Origin of the sequence: Dyadobacter sp. BHUBP1, from assembly GCF_050587785.1 — a bacterium.
Classification (GTDB): domain Bacteria; phylum Bacteroidota; class Bacteroidia; order Cytophagales; family Spirosomataceae; genus Dyadobacter.
The window spans coordinates 60,550-76,384 of the sequence record NZ_JBOBIH010000012.1; the positions used below are offsets into that span (position 1 = coordinate 60,550).

Annotated in this window: 17 protein-coding genes; 12 read left to right on the top strand and 5 right to left on the bottom strand. The window is 42.3% G+C overall.

Annotated features, from left to right (window positions below; translation table 11 throughout):
* Positions 1-55: 55 nt before the first annotated feature.
* On the bottom strand, positions 56-949 hold the full coding sequence (locus ACQ4MZ_RS29115; protein ID WP_430851215.1) for an Rpn family recombination-promoting nuclease/putative transposase: 894 nt from the start codon (positions 947-949) through the stop codon (positions 56-58).
* A gap of 1,103 nt (positions 950-2,052) precedes the next feature.
* Here ACQ4MZ_RS29115 and ACQ4MZ_RS29120 point away from each other — a divergent pair.
* The 9 genes from ACQ4MZ_RS29120 (at position 2,053) to ACQ4MZ_RS29160 (ending at position 8,347) form a co-directional block, all read left to right on the top strand.
* The gene (locus tag ACQ4MZ_RS29120) at positions 2,053-2,715 is read left to right on the top strand and encodes an AAA family ATPase (protein WP_309993640.1); all 663 of its coding nucleotides are present in this window, start codon (positions 2,053-2,055) and stop codon (positions 2,713-2,715) included.
* Complete coding sequence (locus ACQ4MZ_RS29125; protein ID WP_291036867.1) at positions 2,687-2,968, top strand: hypothetical protein; 282 nt, start codon at positions 2,687-2,689, stop codon at positions 2,966-2,968. The genes ACQ4MZ_RS29120 and ACQ4MZ_RS29125 overlap by 29 nt, the downstream gene beginning before the upstream one ends.
* Before the next feature lie 174 nt (positions 2,969-3,142).
* A complete protein-coding gene (locus tag ACQ4MZ_RS29130; RefSeq protein WP_430851218.1) occupies positions 3,143-4,249 on the top strand; it encodes a hypothetical protein in 1,107 nt (368 codons plus the stop codon).
* 752 nt (positions 4,250-5,001) lie between these two features.
* Positions 5,002-5,946 carry a toprim domain-containing protein gene (locus tag ACQ4MZ_RS29135; protein WP_430851220.1) on the top strand — a complete coding sequence of 315 codons (945 nt, stop codon included), beginning with the start codon at positions 5,002-5,004 and terminating at the stop codon, positions 5,944-5,946.
* A 136-nt stretch (positions 5,947-6,082) separates the two neighbouring features.
* Positions 6,083-6,325, top strand: coding sequence for a hypothetical protein (locus ACQ4MZ_RS29140; RefSeq protein WP_430851222.1), 243 nt, complete (start codon positions 6,083-6,085; stop codon positions 6,323-6,325).
* Positions 6,326-6,720: 395 nt separating this feature from the next.
* A complete protein-coding gene (locus ACQ4MZ_RS29145; RefSeq protein WP_019991102.1) occupies positions 6,721-7,116 on the top strand; it encodes an ArsR/SmtB family transcription factor in 396 nt (131 codons plus the stop codon).
* Positions 7,113-7,700 (top strand): mercuric transport protein MerTP, encoded by a 588-nt coding sequence (gene merTP / locus ACQ4MZ_RS29150; RefSeq protein ID WP_027303351.1) that lies wholly within the window; start codon positions 7,113-7,115, stop codon positions 7,698-7,700. The genes ACQ4MZ_RS29145 and merTP overlap by 4 nt, the downstream gene beginning before the upstream one ends.
* Positions 7,701-7,706: 6 nt before the next feature.
* A complete protein-coding gene (locus ACQ4MZ_RS29155) occupies positions 7,707-7,916 on the top strand; it encodes a GDCCVxC domain-containing (seleno)protein (protein WP_083940642.1) in 210 nt (69 codons plus the stop codon).
* 20 nt (positions 7,917-7,936) lie between these two features.
* Positions 7,937-8,347 (top strand): bleomycin resistance protein, encoded by a 411-nt coding sequence (locus ACQ4MZ_RS29160; RefSeq protein WP_207509719.1) that lies wholly within the window; start codon positions 7,937-7,939, stop codon positions 8,345-8,347.
* 37 nt (positions 8,348-8,384) lie between these two features.
* On the opposite strand, the gene ACQ4MZ_RS29165 is transcribed toward ACQ4MZ_RS29160, so the two are convergent.
* Complete coding sequence (locus ACQ4MZ_RS29165; RefSeq protein WP_019991099.1) at positions 8,385-8,999, bottom strand: recombinase family protein; 615 nt, start codon at positions 8,997-8,999, stop codon at positions 8,385-8,387.
* A 120-nt stretch (positions 9,000-9,119) separates the two neighbouring features.
* Between ACQ4MZ_RS29165 and ACQ4MZ_RS29170 the strand changes: the two genes are divergently transcribed.
* Positions 9,120-12,107, top strand: coding sequence for a Tn3 family transposase (locus ACQ4MZ_RS29170; protein WP_138279465.1), 2,988 nt, complete (start codon positions 9,120-9,122; stop codon positions 12,105-12,107).
* A gap of 315 nt (positions 12,108-12,422) precedes the next feature.
* Here ACQ4MZ_RS29170 and ACQ4MZ_RS29175 read toward each other — a convergent pair whose 3' ends face one another.
* Positions 12,423-12,782 (bottom strand): plasmid mobilization protein, encoded by a 360-nt coding sequence (locus tag ACQ4MZ_RS29175; protein ID WP_430851227.1) that lies wholly within the window; start codon positions 12,780-12,782, stop codon positions 12,423-12,425.
* Between the two features lie 354 nt (positions 12,783-13,136).
* Here ACQ4MZ_RS29175 and ACQ4MZ_RS29180 point away from each other — a divergent pair, with 354 nt between their 5' ends.
* Positions 13,137-14,735 carry a type IV secretory system conjugative DNA transfer family protein gene (locus ACQ4MZ_RS29180; RefSeq protein WP_430851229.1) on the top strand — a complete coding sequence of 533 codons (1,599 nt, stop codon included), beginning with the start codon at positions 13,137-13,139 and terminating at the stop codon, positions 14,733-14,735.
* A complete protein-coding gene (locus ACQ4MZ_RS29185; protein WP_430851231.1) occupies positions 14,735-15,109 on the top strand; it encodes a hypothetical protein in 375 nt (124 codons plus the stop codon). Before ACQ4MZ_RS29180 ends, ACQ4MZ_RS29185 begins: the two co-directional genes overlap by 1 nt.
* Here the strand turns inward: ACQ4MZ_RS29185 and ACQ4MZ_RS29190 are convergent.
* Positions 15,104-15,457 (bottom strand): hypothetical protein, encoded by a 354-nt coding sequence (locus ACQ4MZ_RS29190; protein WP_430851233.1) that lies wholly within the window; start codon positions 15,455-15,457, stop codon positions 15,104-15,106. The genes ACQ4MZ_RS29185 and ACQ4MZ_RS29190 overlap by 6 nt on opposite strands.
* A 26-nt stretch (positions 15,458-15,483) precedes the next feature.
* Positions 15,484-15,729: a hypothetical protein gene (locus tag ACQ4MZ_RS29195; RefSeq protein WP_430851235.1), complete on the bottom strand. Its 246-nt coding sequence runs from the start codon at positions 15,727-15,729 to the stop codon at positions 15,484-15,486.
* Positions 15,730-15,835: the final 106 nt, after the last annotated feature.

Below are 15,835 nucleotides of genomic sequence, written 5' to 3' on the forward strand. Positions count from 1 at the left end.
TCTATGTTTTCGGAAGCATTTACGCAGTGCTGCCGTGTATTAGAACCGAGAATACCTATGCTTCGGTGCTTTGACGGCGAATATCGGCTACGTACTTAACTGTAACCTCCAATGCAGAAGCTATCTGCTCGTCGGTTAGCAAAGATTGCTTGATGAGATTACGTACCGCGTTTTCGGTCTTTTGCTTCCGACCTTTCTCAACAAAAACATCTAAGGTACTCATAACTGTTGCTCTAATTTGAGTTGGTAGCGATGTGGTCAGTTCAATGATTTGCTGCTCGCTTAGTTCACTGTTTACGAATGTATAAATAATCAGGCTGGTTTGCAAGTTCTTATCGATTTCTCCGGCCAGCTTTAATATTGTAGGAATTAGCTCAGTAAGGCTGTCCTTCAGCACACTATGTTTCATTGCAAGCAATGAGGCGGCCAGAAATTTGTTGTGTAGCTCCTGAATTTGCTCGTCGGGGATCACGCCGAGATTATTAAACACGTAGTGGTAATCTGGCACAAACCGCGAGAATTCTGGTTCCAGTCCGCCAAAGAGCGACGAAAGCGTTTTGTATTCCCACCGGGCTTTTCCGTGATAGAGAAGTATCGGAATAATTAGTGATGGCTTCTCACCGTCCGCAATCTGCTTTAATAGGCCGGAGAAAATGTAGCTACCGATCTGGATAGGCGTGTATTTGTCCACGTAGCTTTTGTGCTCGATCAAAAGAGAAATTTTAACCTCCCCTACCCCACCGGCTCGTTTGCATGCATAGACGATATCCGAGATCGACTTTTGTAGCTCCTTCGATACATACGTATCGGGGAGCTGCCGCAGGGTGGAGAAATCTAGCTTTTCGAGGACATTTGCCGGCAGACAAGCATGGAAATAATCCAGCGCAATTTGCCGGTTACCCATAATTGTTCGAAGAAATGTGTCGTGTTTGGAAGGATATTCAGCCATATGACAAAGATATACATTTTGCGATGTGGGTGATTTTATCATGTATATCATGCTGTCGGGTATTGGCACATTATCTATTCACGCCGTTTTCGTTTTGACGGTCTGGAGGTGTTGGAGCCATTTTTACATACTTTCGGTTACAGTGGCAATACGGTAGTTGCAGGGTGTAATGATTCACCTTACTCCTGCCCTGCTATTACTAAATCATCTGGCGATACGCTATTGATCGTCATTCATCATTAAATGTAAGCAAAACTGCATAACTAAGAAATTAGTAGTTGACATATCAAGTTGTTTGGGTGTAGTTCAAAGGTGTCGGCAATTTTTATAATCCATGACGTATCTAGGGATAGACTCAAACAGCATTTCTCATTAATATACAAGACAGAACGGTTGGTGACAGAAATTTTCTTTATTACCGTAATACATTGAAGTTGAGTCATTAGGATAATGGTTGCACCTGTTTTTGATGTAAAAAACAGTGCTTATTTTAGTACCTAAAAAAGTGTTTAAAATGGTGTTTTATATTATACTTAAAATGGTGTTGTTATTAGTGCTAATTATCCACTAGGTATGGAGATGACTTGTTTCGAATCAAATCTATTTCTGGCAGATCGTTGCCGCCGTCGAAGCCTTTTCCGTCATTTTGAAGCAGTGCCTTAATGAGTACTTATTTCAGTGCTTAAATAAGTGTTATAAAATTAGCTGATTTACATGCTGAAAACAGTGCTGAAAAAAATGTCACATAAAGTGCTAATTATAGTGCTTAAATTAGTGCTTACTTTGCGCTCAGAACGTGGCGTCGCATACTGCACTTTTCATTTGATAATTCGCTCATTATCCTTGGCTCAGATAGCTTATCGAATTTGAATTACTATGAAAAGAAGGATTGATCAGAGAATTCGAAATCTGGTAATCCTGACGTTTAAGAGCTTCGGGTGATGTATAGTTAGATTCTTTTGATCCGACTGAGATATTTTATAACAAATTAATATAAAGATATTTATGAATTATAATTAGTGCTAATTTTAGCACTAAAAATTGCATTTGTTTTTGTGTAAAAATATGCATTAATTGCAGCACAATATCTAACATTGAAATCTGTGGTTATATCTTTTAATTCAATCAAAGGTGGGGTAGGGAAGAGCACTCTTGCTACCACGATGGCCGGATGGCTGGCTTCACAGGGAAGGGACGTCCTTCTCGTCGACGGCGATGATCAAGAAACATCATCTGACTTTACGGCCTGGCGCGAGCAAACTCTCGGAAACACTGGCTATACATTAGTCAATATGACCGGTGCCAACCTTCGCAAGCAAGTGGAGGCTATGAAATCCAAATACGAGTTCATTATTATTGACACAGGCGGAAGGGATACTACAAGCCAGCGGGCCGCTCTTTCAGTTGCGGATGTATCCATGATCCCGTTCGTTCCTCGTAGCTTTGATCTCTGGACAATTACAAAAGTCGTTGAACTGATCGATGAAATTCAAAGTATACGGGCTGAGCCATTAATCGCCTACACATTTTTGAGTCGGGCTGATATCAGAAGTGCGGACAATCGGGATGTTGCGGAAGCTCTCTCGCAAATCCCTCAGCTTACTTATTTGCCCTATCCAATAAGTAATAGAAAGGCTATCAGTAATGCTGCCGGCCAAGGGTTAACTGCTTTTGAAGGAAGTAACTCAGATTTAAAAGCAATTAAGGAAATAGAGGACTTATTCAACTATGTATTAAATGTCAGCCACGCTACCACCACCGCGTAAGCCCAAAATTTCAGAAGCTGAAATTGACGCAGTTATAAATAAGGGAGGGAGAACAACGAAAGAAGCGACTGTTGTTGCTGACCTTGAAACCCCTAAACATATCAACATCCGGTTAACCGGCCAAATACTTAGCGAGATAGACCAGCGTAGATCGAAACGACCGCGTAAGCCGGGATCGCCAAAGCCAGGAATAAGTATACATGACTGGATCGTTGAAGCGGTACTTGAGAAGCTTGAAAAGGAAAAAAAGTAACGTTGTTTGGCGAAGTATCTCCCTCTGATAAACAGTGCTATTAAAAGTGCTTATTATAGTGCTAAAAAAAGCACTATATGTTTTGCATAAAGATATTTAAGTGAGCTAGTTATGTAGTATTCGGCATTTCTATCTCTGTAAGATAGAATATGTGTGAATTTAACCGGACAGCAGATGATAAACGAGAATGAGGGTTCAAAAGGCGAGTTTTTTGTTAGTAGGATAGATAGAAGTGTTGCTGACAATCTGAATGATATTAGAACGTCGTTCGGTGATGACGCGGGAGTCGTTAAAGACTTTATCGTATTTGTTAGTAAAAACATGAAGCGAGATTTGTTCGGATATACAAAGTTTACACTTCAGGATTTCTGCAAAGAAACCGGCCGCAATCGCCAGGACCTTGCCAAGAGGCATCCATATTTTGTTAGTAATCCGAAAGCAGTTGTTCCCGAATATCACGGGCATCAGTTTGTTTCTGTTTTCGACTATTCACTCTTCCTGATGCTTCAGCGGAACATCATATTTGCGAAAACTTACACTGTCAATACTAAGGATGAGGTGATTCAGCTGGAGAACTTTCCAATCTTAAAGGACATCAAGCTGAACATGGATCGTGCTTCCAATACCGTTAAAATTTACGAGATAAGAATTTCTGATCAATGGATGGATGGATTCATTAGTAGATACTATACGGTAGAAACAAATGGTTATCGGATGATTGGCAAGGGTAGAGGAGGGGATGGAAGAAAGAGTTTATACCTAATCTTACAACGTACACGACATCAATGCCTTTCACAAAATCAGACAATAGCCAGATTTTCTGTTGATTACCTAGCACATCTGGCTGAGGTTGATGTTGAGGAAAACAGATTTCGGAAACGGGCAGTTAAGAGAATGCTCGATCTGTTTTTGCAGAAAGATGCAATGCCTTTCAGTTATCGTTTTGTAAAAGCAGATCGAGCTAAGGTTAACCAGGAGGAATACTGGGTGGAAATAAATTTTGCTCCCAGTAGTCAAACACCCCCTGTGGCCGAGGATCACGGTGATCACGTATTTTACAATTCTTTGGTGAGGGACTTGAAGAAGAGGTTTAAGCTGATGTACTCTGATGTAGTTATTGAAGACGAAAAGGATCATTTTCAGCGCTGGCTTACCAATCACAAGGTGGACCTTGATGTAAAAGTTGATGTTTTAATAGCAGCATATAACAAGGCATATAGTACGCAAATGACCAAGATACAGGCCAAGCAATACATAAGACAAGGAGGCTTGATTTCCTGACTTGGTGTCGAGTTTTGGCACATGAATTGAAGGCCTTTGAAACGGATTATAATGTTGCTATCAAGTTTTGGCACAAATCGTGCTTAATGCATGTACGAATATATGCAAATAAGTGGCTGATTTTCAGGAATATATTTACATATAAAATCGTAGCCTAGCAAAGAACTATTGCTGTCAACTCATTTAACAGTGATAGCTGTCGAATATTGGCACATTTGCAACTAATCAATGGTGATAAAAAGCTGGCTGTCGAGTTCTGGCACATCTCTGCACTTATTTGCAGCGAAAAGAGATCTCGATTGAAGAGCGGACAACCAGCTCGGCTAGCTAGATAATATGGCTGAATGTCGAGATTTGGCACGCTGCAGTCGAGTAGTGTCACAATCGCGTGGACAAATAGCAATTTGTTGTCGAGTATTGGCACAAAACCTGTGGATAACGCGACAATAACTGTCGAGTATTGGCACGAACTGTCGAGTATTGGCACGTATCTGTCGAGTAGTTGCTCGGGTCGTGTGGAAAAGAGTGTCTAAGTTGTCGAATATAAACTCGCTTGTCGAGTATTGGCACAATAAATATTGCCCCTGGACTTGTTTAGGCTACTTTGCTGTCGAGTATTGGCACTATTTATATAATAAAAAATAAAAAATAATATATGGCGCACTTTAACTTTTTCAAATACACCAGTTCATAAAAACCCACTGGTGAAAAGAAAATAGTATTATAAGTTAATCTATCGATTTAGTATTTTTATGAAACTTGCCGAAGCAAAGAGATTATCTCTTCCGGCCATTCTGGCAGTTTTGGGGCATCACCCACTAAAAACATTGAAGAATGGCCATGAGCTCTGGTACCTATCGCCATTTCGAGACGAAACAAGCGCGTCGTTTCATACGACGTACAGAGGGAACCTTGGAATATGGATATGGAATGATTTTGCGGAGGGGGGCGGGAATGTGATCGATTTTGCCATGCGCTATTTCGCTACCGACGTTCGCGGAGCTATCGAACAACTATCTAGTCTGGCAATAAACTCAAATAAATCCGAAAATTCAGCCTTCAACTCGCCAAAGAAGGGGTTAGATAAGGTCGTTGTTTCTGACAGACAACCAACGCTTGTTTTAACTCAAACTAAACAGCTTTCTATGGTGCTAGGACAAACGACAGCCCTTTCAAATTACCTCACTGTTACTAGACGGCTGGATCCTCTGATTGCCAGCAATTACTTAGTCGAAGTTCATTTCATTAACAGCCAATCAGGCAAACAATATTTTGCTGCTGGCATGAAAAACGAGCATCAAGGTTATGAGATTCGCAATCCTTGGTTTAAAAGCACGGTAGGGCGAAAGGGAATCAGTCTAGTAAAGGGCAAATCCGGGACAAACGTCGCAGTGTTTGAGGGTTTTATGGACTTTTTATCTGCGTTGACGTTTTATCAGGGAATTGATGTGCGCAAATTTGAGCAACTCATTGACGGCGATGTTATAATCATGAATTCACTTGCATTTCAGCAACGAACTAACGAAGTTCTTCTCAATTCTCATTATTCAAAAATTGAACTTTTTCTGGATAATGACCTACCAGGCAAAAAAGCTACTTCTCAATTTTTAGCCGACTTCGGCGGGATTGCAGAAGACTGTTCGCATGTCTATAATTCCGTGGTAGATTTCAATGAGCTTCTTATTAAGCGTTTGTGAATCAATACGGAAACGGCTCGTCCGCGGTAAAGATGAAAAATGCTGATGATTGCGTCGTTTAAATGGATGTCACTCTGCTAAGAAAGACGCTTTCATCAACTATCTGTGATGTTGCTTGTGAACGAACATCTATTGAATGTTCCCAATCGAAGCGAATACCGATTTTCAACCTATTGGACATCCTGTGTACAACAGCCAACGCGTTCCATTCACTTTCGGTCAACTGGCGGTTAAACAAGTCCACAATCTCGCCTGTTGTACCGATCTGATTATCTTCCTCAGAATCAGAATATTTCATCTTGCCTGCTTGTTTAGTGGTGGAATCGAAGCGGATTATCAAAGTAACTACGATGGGCAACATTATTTTGTTCAAAAATAGGTTGTCCGTATTACTTTCAACTCTTTGCGCAACGCTCGGATGCCTCGCTTCGTTTTGCTATCTGATGTAGTTTGTAATTTCACCTTAGCGTCAGAATCTGCCGACTCTTTTCAGTTAATTAGCATTCTAGAGGTTTTTCTTACAAATGTCCGGAAAACGGCGTTAGTAAACTACGCTTTTAGTTTTGAGGCATAATTTATACACTGTTCTATACGCAATTTCCAGTTGCTTTGAAATAGGGTTCTTCTGGTCCGCCAACCCGGCCCCAACCGCAGCGGCGGCCGCCAATGAGTTAGTTTACTCTGTTTGACTATCTGCACATAGTTTTTAATCTTCAAAAGTATTTAAGCAAATACTTAAATACTGTTATATTTGCCCAAATATTAGTGGCAGATATGGAAGATGTAGAAAAAGAGTCAGATCAAATTAGTAGCTGCATCCGTTTGTTCGCGGATCAAGAGCAGATCCAACTATGCAAGGAAACCTTAGACGAAAATGAAGACGCTTTTACCAGGTTAGCGCAGGTTTATGCGCTTGCTGGAAATGAGGCCCGGCTTAAAATACTTTATCTTATCCAGCAACAGAACGAGCTTTGTCCTTGCGATTTGAGTGATATTTTGCAAATGACCGTCCCTGCTATTTCTCAGCACCTGCGAAAACTGAAAGATGCCAGTTTAGTACGTACCAGAAAAACTGGACAAACTATCTTTTATTCGATCATACCTGATCAGGCCAGTATCATCGGTCAACTATTTGTTGATATCCCCAGTCAAGAAAGTGTAGCCTTATGAAAGCGTCCAAAATCACCGCTAATGCCAGCATACTAACTGCATTGGCAAGTTCTGTTTGCTGTATCACACCATTATTGGCCATGGTGGCCGGGACAAGCAGCTTGGCAACCACTTTTGATTGGATTGCGCCTGCACGTCCTTATTTTATTGCTGGAACCGTATTGATTTTGGGTTTTGCATGGTATCAGCAGTTAAAACCCGCTTCCGAAGACTCATGTAATTGTGGACCTGAAAACAAACCATTTATGCAAACCAAAAAGTTTTTAAGCCTGGTAACCCTTGCAGCAGTACTTCTGATTGCCGTCCCAAGTTATTCAGGACTGGCCTATCAGCAAAAGCAGGAAGCACAACAACCGGTTTCCAAAACAGACCAAACAGCCTATATAAAAATTAAGGGAATGACCTGTGAAGGGTGTGAACATCATGTTAAACAGGAAGTTAATAAGTTAAAAGGCATACGGCAGGTTCAGGTCTCGTATAAGAATGGCAATGCAACCGTTAGATATGATAGTAAGAAAACGTCACTGGCAGAAATTAAAAAGGCAGTCGACGCTACTGGTTATAAAGTTGTTGAAACAAACTAAGCAGTTATGAATTTAATATTGGAATCCATACTTACTTGTCCGCATTGCGGCACCCGACGCTTGGAAACAATGCCTGTTGATGCATGTATGTACTTTTACGAGTGTACAAATTGCAAAACATTGTTAAAGCCTGCTTCCGGTGACTGCTGTGTTTTTTGCACTTATGGAACCCAAAAATGTCCCCCGATACAATTGAATAAGTCGTGCTGTGCTTGAACTAAATGATATCAGTATCTATGAAAATGAAGAAAACGATCCCAGCTCTTCCTGTTAAAAACATTGACGAATCCGTTAAATTCTATTCTGAAAAGTTAGGTTTTACAGCACCTTATTATGACGATGGCTTTGCAAAAGTAGTCCGGGACGAAATTGAAATCCACTTGTGGGCATCTTCGGATGAAAGCTGGAAGAATAAAGGCTTATCCCTGGTAGCAGATCCAATTTGCAGTGGGGCTGAAAGCTTTCTGGCAGGCACGGCCAGTTGCCGGATTGAAGTCCAGGGTATTGATGAGTTGTACGAAGAATATAAAAAGCAAGGTGTAATTTATGATACTGACACTGTTGTACAAGAGCAGCCATGGGGAGACCGGGAATTTCCGGCACTAGACCACCATCGCAATCTGTTAACTTTTTATGAGGAGATTTAGAAAAGCCAAGATCATCATTGATGCTAAATTAACGCGGTTAAAGAGTATCCTTCGCTTTGGATAGGTAGTTGTAAACTGTTCCATAAGCTATTCCTAGTTGTTTAGAAATCTTGTTCATTGATAATCCTTGCTTTTGCAAATCAAAAATTTCATTCTGTCGATCCATTGATATAGTTGGCCGTGAAATACGTTTTCCTTGTGCTTTTGCCCTTGCCATACCGGCTTTAACCCTTTGGCTGATCAGTGAGCTCTCAAATTGGGCCAGAGAAGCCATCACATGAAATATCAGCTCACCAGTCGGCGTGGTGGTATCAATATTTTCCTGATAGGAGATAAAATCTATTCCCATACTCTGAAATTCCTTCATGGCATTGACCAGTGCCTGGGTTGAGCGGGCAAAGCGGTCATACCGCCAAACCAGGACTACATCCAGCTTTCTCTTTCTGGCCGCTTCCATCATCAATTTATACTGGACCCTGTCTTGGGTTGTTCCGGAAGCGTAGTCTATAAATTCTCCCATGACTTCAAAGTTTCGTCTTTGGGCGTAGTCCCGTAACTGGTCCAGCTGGGTCTGTGGATCCTGCCCTTTATCCAGAGTAGATACTCTGGCATATAGTGCTACCCGTTTGGCCCGATTGTTCTGTTTTTTCATTTAATTGCTTATCAAAAAGGAACTCCTTTACAAATATACTTTTTAACGCTTAAAAACAGGCTTTAAACCTATTGCAGACGGGGTGAATTTTGATACCCTTTTTGATAGCCCCATTTTCATATGGCATCACGATTTTTGAACCAATCCCAGCGTGAACGTTACGAAAAGGTCCCGACAGAAATATCAGAATATGACCTGATGCAATTTTTCCAAATCACGCGGCAGGACAATATTTTTCTTAAATCGTTCAGAGGGGAGCACAACCGGCTAGCGATCGCACTCCAGATTGGGATTGTCCGGTTCATGGGTTTTCTTCCAGACAAATGGCAGCAGCAGATCCCGGCAAATGTAGCTGCCATGGTAAGTAGGCAACTGGATTCTGATATTGAACTGTTATTAATATACGGGCAACGGGATAAGACCAGAACGGAGCATTTAAATGTAATCTTAAAATATTTGAAATTCCGCCGGTGGCAGCCCCTGGATGAAATCTGGCTTTTGCCCTGGCTGCTCGATAAGGGGATGGAACATGACAACCAGCCGATATTGCTCAGGCAAGTGTGTTTAAAACTGGGGCAGGAAAAAATTATGAGGCCGTCTATTGGGACATTGGAAAGGATTGTTGGTAGCCTGGATGAACAGCTGCACCAGGAAACCTATCGAAGGCTTAGTTTGCTGCTGACCGAGGAAATGAAGGCCAGGCTGACGCAAATAGTCGAATTGGACGATACCGGCGGCATCACTTTGCACCGTTGGCTTTGCCAAGTCCCCACCAGCAATACGCCCAGGGCTATTAACCAGACGTTGGAAAAGATCAATTTTTTAAAATCATTAAACGTCCATGAATGGGACTTATCGGTAATAAGCCTAAACCGCAGAAAAAGGCTGGCCCAAATAGCCAGGAATGTTTCTAACAAGTATCTACAGCGGATGAACGCTACAAGGCGGTACCCGATTTTAATTTGCTTCCTGTATGAGAGCCTGATAGATACCAATGACAAGGTGTTGGAAATGTTTGATGATTATTGGGAGCACATTGTCAACGGATCAAAAAAGCAACTCGACACATATCAGCAGACCTTGTTCAAATCACAGAACGAGGCGATGAAAACCCTGTCCCAGACTGTTAGTATTATCATCAATGACACCATTACAGACGATCAGCTCCGTACCTGTATTTTTGAAATATATCCAAAGGAAATGCTCAGGGAGGCATTACTGGTAACCGGGGCTGCTCTTCGCCCAGCCAGGCAAACTTACTTATACTATCTGAACAACTACTATACAACCTTAAAACAATTCACCCCTAACCTTCTTAAAACCATTGACTTTCAAATTGCCCATTCCAAAGATGGCTTTCTGGGTGTGCTTGATATTTTGACCGGGTTGCAAACGGGCAAAAGAAGAAAACTGCCTGATGACGCGCCGATTGATTTTATAACGCCTTCCTGGAACAAACTGATTTTTGAAAACGATCAGCAACAGCCGGAAGCCCTTCCACAACGCCAACCTTACGAATTATGTGCCCTGGCCAACTTGCGGGACCGGCTCCGTGCGGGCGATGTATTTATCAATATCTCCCGAAAATATGCCGACTTTAACTCGTTGCTTCTTTCAAATGTGCAGTGGGAACTGCTACGACAGGATTTTTGCAATCAAATGTCAATGCCAACTCTTCCCACCGAGCGTATCGACCAGCGCTTGCAAGAGCTGGAATCACTGTTGAAACCGCTGGATGAGCTCTTGAATGCGGGTGGAGAGATCCGGCTTGAAGAAGGCATCCTGGTAGTGCCTGCATTGCCGGCAGAAGATGTACCCTTTTCAGCAAAAGCACTCCGGGAACAAATCAATCAACGGCTCCCGAAAGTCAACATCACAGATATAATTAAAGAAGTGGATGCATGGATAAATTTTTCCGAACATCTTCATGGATTGGAAAATGAACCGCGTAACCAGGAACACCAGTCTATTTTATATGCGGCTGTTTTTGCATCCGGATGTAATATTCCTCTGTCGGATTTGGCTAGGTCTTGTGAGATTGATTATCAAACGCTTTGGTGGACAAGCAATAACTATCTCTCAGAAGAGAATCTTAAAAAAGCCAACGATGCACTTGTTAACTTTCATTATCAACAATGGTTGAGCGGCTATTGGGGCGGGGGCACACTTTCATCCTCGGACGGGCAGCGGTTCCCGACCAGCGGGAAAATCCGGAATGCGAAGGCGCTCCCCAATTATTTTGGTTACGGTAAGGGAATTACCTTTTATACACATACCTCGGATCAATATAGCCAGTATGGCAGCCGGAGCATTTCGTCCACCGAAAGGGACGCCACTTACGTACTTGATGAAATTATAGGCAATGAAACCGATTTGACAATACTCGAACATACAACCGATACGTCAGGATATTCGGACCTAATCTTTGCGCTGTTTGATCTGCTGGGTATGGATTTTTGTCCAAGGATCCGGGACATAAAAGATCAGCGGCTGTGTAAAATCAAGGATCGGGAATGGGAATACCCTGCTTTGAAATTCACCGGTCGTGTTAATCCTGATTATCTCAAACAACATTTTGACGAACTTCTCAAAGTCGCAGCTTCCATTAAATCAGGGCGTGTAACCGCTTCATTGCTAATCTCTAAGCTTCAATCGTACCCGCGCCAAAATAACCTGATGTATGTTTTGCAGGCTTATGGCCAGCTGGTAAAAACCATTTTTATCCTTAAATACCTGCTTAGCATGCCTTTACGTAGAAAGATCAACACACAGCTGATCAAAGGAGAGCAGCTGCACAACCTAAGACTTTATCTTTGGTTTGGCGGCGATGGGATTGTACGCAGAAAACAAGAAGAACAACAGCAAAAAGTGGTCAGGAGCTTGAACCTGATCACCAATATTGTCCTGGTATGGAACACGGTTTATATACAAGAAATTATCAAAGAATTACACCAGGAAGGATATCCGATAGATGAAAATGACTTTGAATTTATCTCTCCTGCTCCATTTGCCCATATCAACCGGTTGGGAAAATACTCCTTCAACACAAACCCGGATCTTGGAGTCAATGGCTTACGGCCTTTGAGAAAGCCAAAACTAAATACATAGTTTACTAACGCCGTTTTCCGGCTATTTGTAAGAAGAACCTCGTCTAGCTCTAAATGCTTCTCGATAATGTCGGCTGATTTTAACCATTCTTCGGGGGTCATGGCCTTATCTTCGCCAATCGCGGGATTAAATTGTAAATGGTAAAGCCCGTGAATACCCTTTGTTAATTCGCTACTTAGCGACATTTCCAAAAGGGATTTTTTCAGGTCGTTAGGCTGGCTTGTGCCGCGTATCTGTAACACCTGTACGCGGTCGTTTTCCTTGCTGTGCAGCAAGTAGCTCGCAAGCTGTGAACCGTTCCCCCTGCTGCGGCCTTTAATGACTGCCATTGCTTAAATCGGTCTGGATTTGATCGGCTATTTTTTCAATGGCACGAAAGACCGCTTTAACGTCCTGCGGTTTTGTAAACCTGTGAGCGTGTCGGTCTTTCAAAAGCTGGTTAATGTCGGCGCGGACATTGCCCAGCGTTCCAAGCGCGGTTATTAAAGCCAGCCTTTCAGGCGTGGCTTTTCGGCTGCGCGGCTTTGCGCCCATCAGGCGCGAACGGCAGAAATCCGCAAGGCTCAACCCCTCGGATTTTGCCAGTTCTTCAAGCTTCAAAAACTCCGCATCCGTCACACGGAAACGGGCGGTTTTAGATAGCTTGACATTATCGGGCTTGGTCGGTCTGGCCATGGTCGATTTTCTTTTTTGCGCGCAAAAAATGGGTAGGGGGTTCAGGGGGTAGGGCAAAGCCCTGACCCTCTGACAAGACGTTTTGGAGTACGAAAATCCCGCGCTAGCTGGTGGTTTTTGTGCTACAAAACATGTCTTGCGTGTAACCATTAGTATCCGTCGACAAGATTACATAATAACGGCTAGATTATCAAGGAAAATCAAGCGGTCTTATCCCCTAACGGGGGGCGGCACGCTCTCCGGCGCGCCGTATGCGAAGCGCTCCTGCGCTTCCCTTTTTTATTGGTCGGAGTCTTACGGGGCAAAAAAAGAAAATTGTTAATTTGCTGGCTATTAACTTTTAACCCTGCCCCTATGGTTTTATTTTCCCTGCTTTATATTGTCGCTCTCGCTTACGTTTATCTATTTAAATTCGACATTGTCGTAAAAAGAACAAACGGCGCACGCTGGCCGCACTTTGTTTATGGATTCTTACTGCTGCAAGCTGGCTTTGCTGGCTCTCTCACAGACAGCCCGACTTTGATTTGGCTGGTTGTGCTGATCGTGGGTGCAATATCCATTTTCCGCAAGCGGAAAAGCTGGGACACTCTTGAATCCCATATGCACCACGAGGGGCAAAAACAGGATTTGCGCAATGCTTACGGGGCTAAAGGCTGGGCTACGGAACAGGATATTTTTAACCGTCTGGGCGATGATTCAGGGCTAAATATAGGCAATCATATAAATTGGTATGAACACGGCCACATGCTGACCGTTGGCGGCTCTGGTGCTGGTAAAGGGGTTAATCTGATTATTCCCGCTTTGCTTTCTCACGGCACGACTGTTTGCGGTATGTCTCTTGTTGTTCTTGATCCGAAAGGCGAAAACGCGGCCATAACCGCCCCCCATTTTAAAAATCAGGGCTATGACGTTCACGTTATAAATCCGTTTCACATTCCTCAAATTGCCCACTTAGGTAATAGTCGTTGGAATCCGTTCGACTGTATCGAGCCGCACGAGGTTAAAAAAATGTGTGATGTGCTGGCCTATTCGCTGCACAACCGAACGGGCGGCAATGATGGCAGTTTTTTTGATAATAAATGCCGTCAATATATCGCACTATATATGCGCTATGCCTATCATACAGGCAACAAATCCATGAATTGGGTTTATAAAAAACTCATGCTTACAGGGATTAAAAGGGCTGAGTTTATAAAGGAAATGCGGGACGATGATAATTTTTCAGGACAGCAAGAGGCTGATAATATTTACAATGCTTTACTAGGAGAAACGGCCAAAACGGAAGAAAATATTTTCGGTACAATACAAGAAGCAATCAATATTTTAGGGGATGATGCTTTGCGCGAAAGTATGGCCTCGTCTGATTTTAATTTACAGGATTTACCCCGGAAAAAAATGATTATCTATATCTGCATCAAGCATGATGAATTGCGTTATTATGCGCCGTGGGTGCGGATGTTTACCGATTTTCTTTTAAAAACACTGACAACGCATTTTAACCCCGAACGAAAAATTATTATTCTGCTCGATGAGTTCGCACAATTGGGCTATGTGAACGAGTTCAAAAACTCCCCTGCCGTATTACGGGGTTACAATGTCACGTTGTGGCCGATTGTGCAGGAGTTAGGCCAACTCAAAAGCCTGTACGGCGACCATTGGGAAACATTCATCAGCAACGCCACAATAAAACATTGGCTAGGCGGCGGGATGGATAACACAACGGCAGAATATTTTGAAAGACGTATGCCGATGGATATAAAATTTGTGGGGTCTAATGCTGACGGGTCGCCACGCGAGGTGCAAACAAAGCTCATGACGGCAGCAGAAATTATAAGTTCTGATAAAATTATCTTGGAAATTGCGCGGCTCGATAAGCCTGTAAAACTGGATAAAATGCCCTATTATACGGACAAATACATAAAGGACAAAGCCGCGCCTAACCCATTCAGGTAATGAATATATTATTAATTCATTTTTTGCTGGTTACTGGTGATACGAAAACTTTATTTATTGTTTTCGCTATTTTCTTTGTTCTGGCAATTATATGGGCTTTTATTAGCTATATAAATAGTTTTAGATGTTCACGTTGCAGGTCATTTTTTACAACAAAAATGACGGAAAAAGAATATTTATACTCCAATGAAACTTATGATAGAATACCTACATCTAAAACAGAATACGACCCCATATCTGGCAACCCTATTGAAATAAAATGGCAAAGACCAGTGATTATAATAACCGACCATTATAATAAGCATTATAAATGTAAAAAATGCGGCTACCAATGGACACAAACATCTAAAAAAAAATATCAAAAAGATTTATAATGTTATATCTTGACGGCGGCTAAATCCGTAAGATAACACTTGTACCTCGCCAACATAATTCCCGTCTTTATCAAACCTATCACCCATTTCAAGCAGCCGGCGTGTTTTGAATCCCGCTATTTCCTCAATACCAGCTAAATAAAGTGTTTTCGCGGCCATTCTCTCTAATTTAGATGTTGTTGGCGTTTCGTGCTTTACAATATTTCGGTGTGATGCTCCGTTATCATAAATTTTAGTGCCATCTGGCAGGCACTCAGAAACAGAAGTATAGGAACTTTTATTAGCTAAAAACAACGCTATTTTCAAATCATTGATTGTACGCTGTGCGGATTTGAAACGAATAAACATTATTCTCTCCTCTGTCTGTCATTCCGTTAACGTTCTAGGCCGCGTGATCTTTCCCTAAATGGAAAATCATCATCGCTTTTTACAGTTGTCCCGTTCAAATTGAAAATAACGGGCGGCGGGGCTTTCCCGTGTTTGGCTGTGTATTCGTCTACGGCTTCAAAATATTGGCGCATCATTGTTTTAAAACCACCTCTTATAGAATCCTGACGCTCTTTATACTGCCGTAACATTTCGGCGGCTTCATCATGATTTTGCTTTTCCTGATCATTCACGGCGCGGTCTCCTGTGTGGAATTTCCGTAATCATACCATGACTTTATTAACAAGTCAAAACCAAATAAAATTTGGTTCATTTTCTCCAGCTTGGCGGATATCGGGC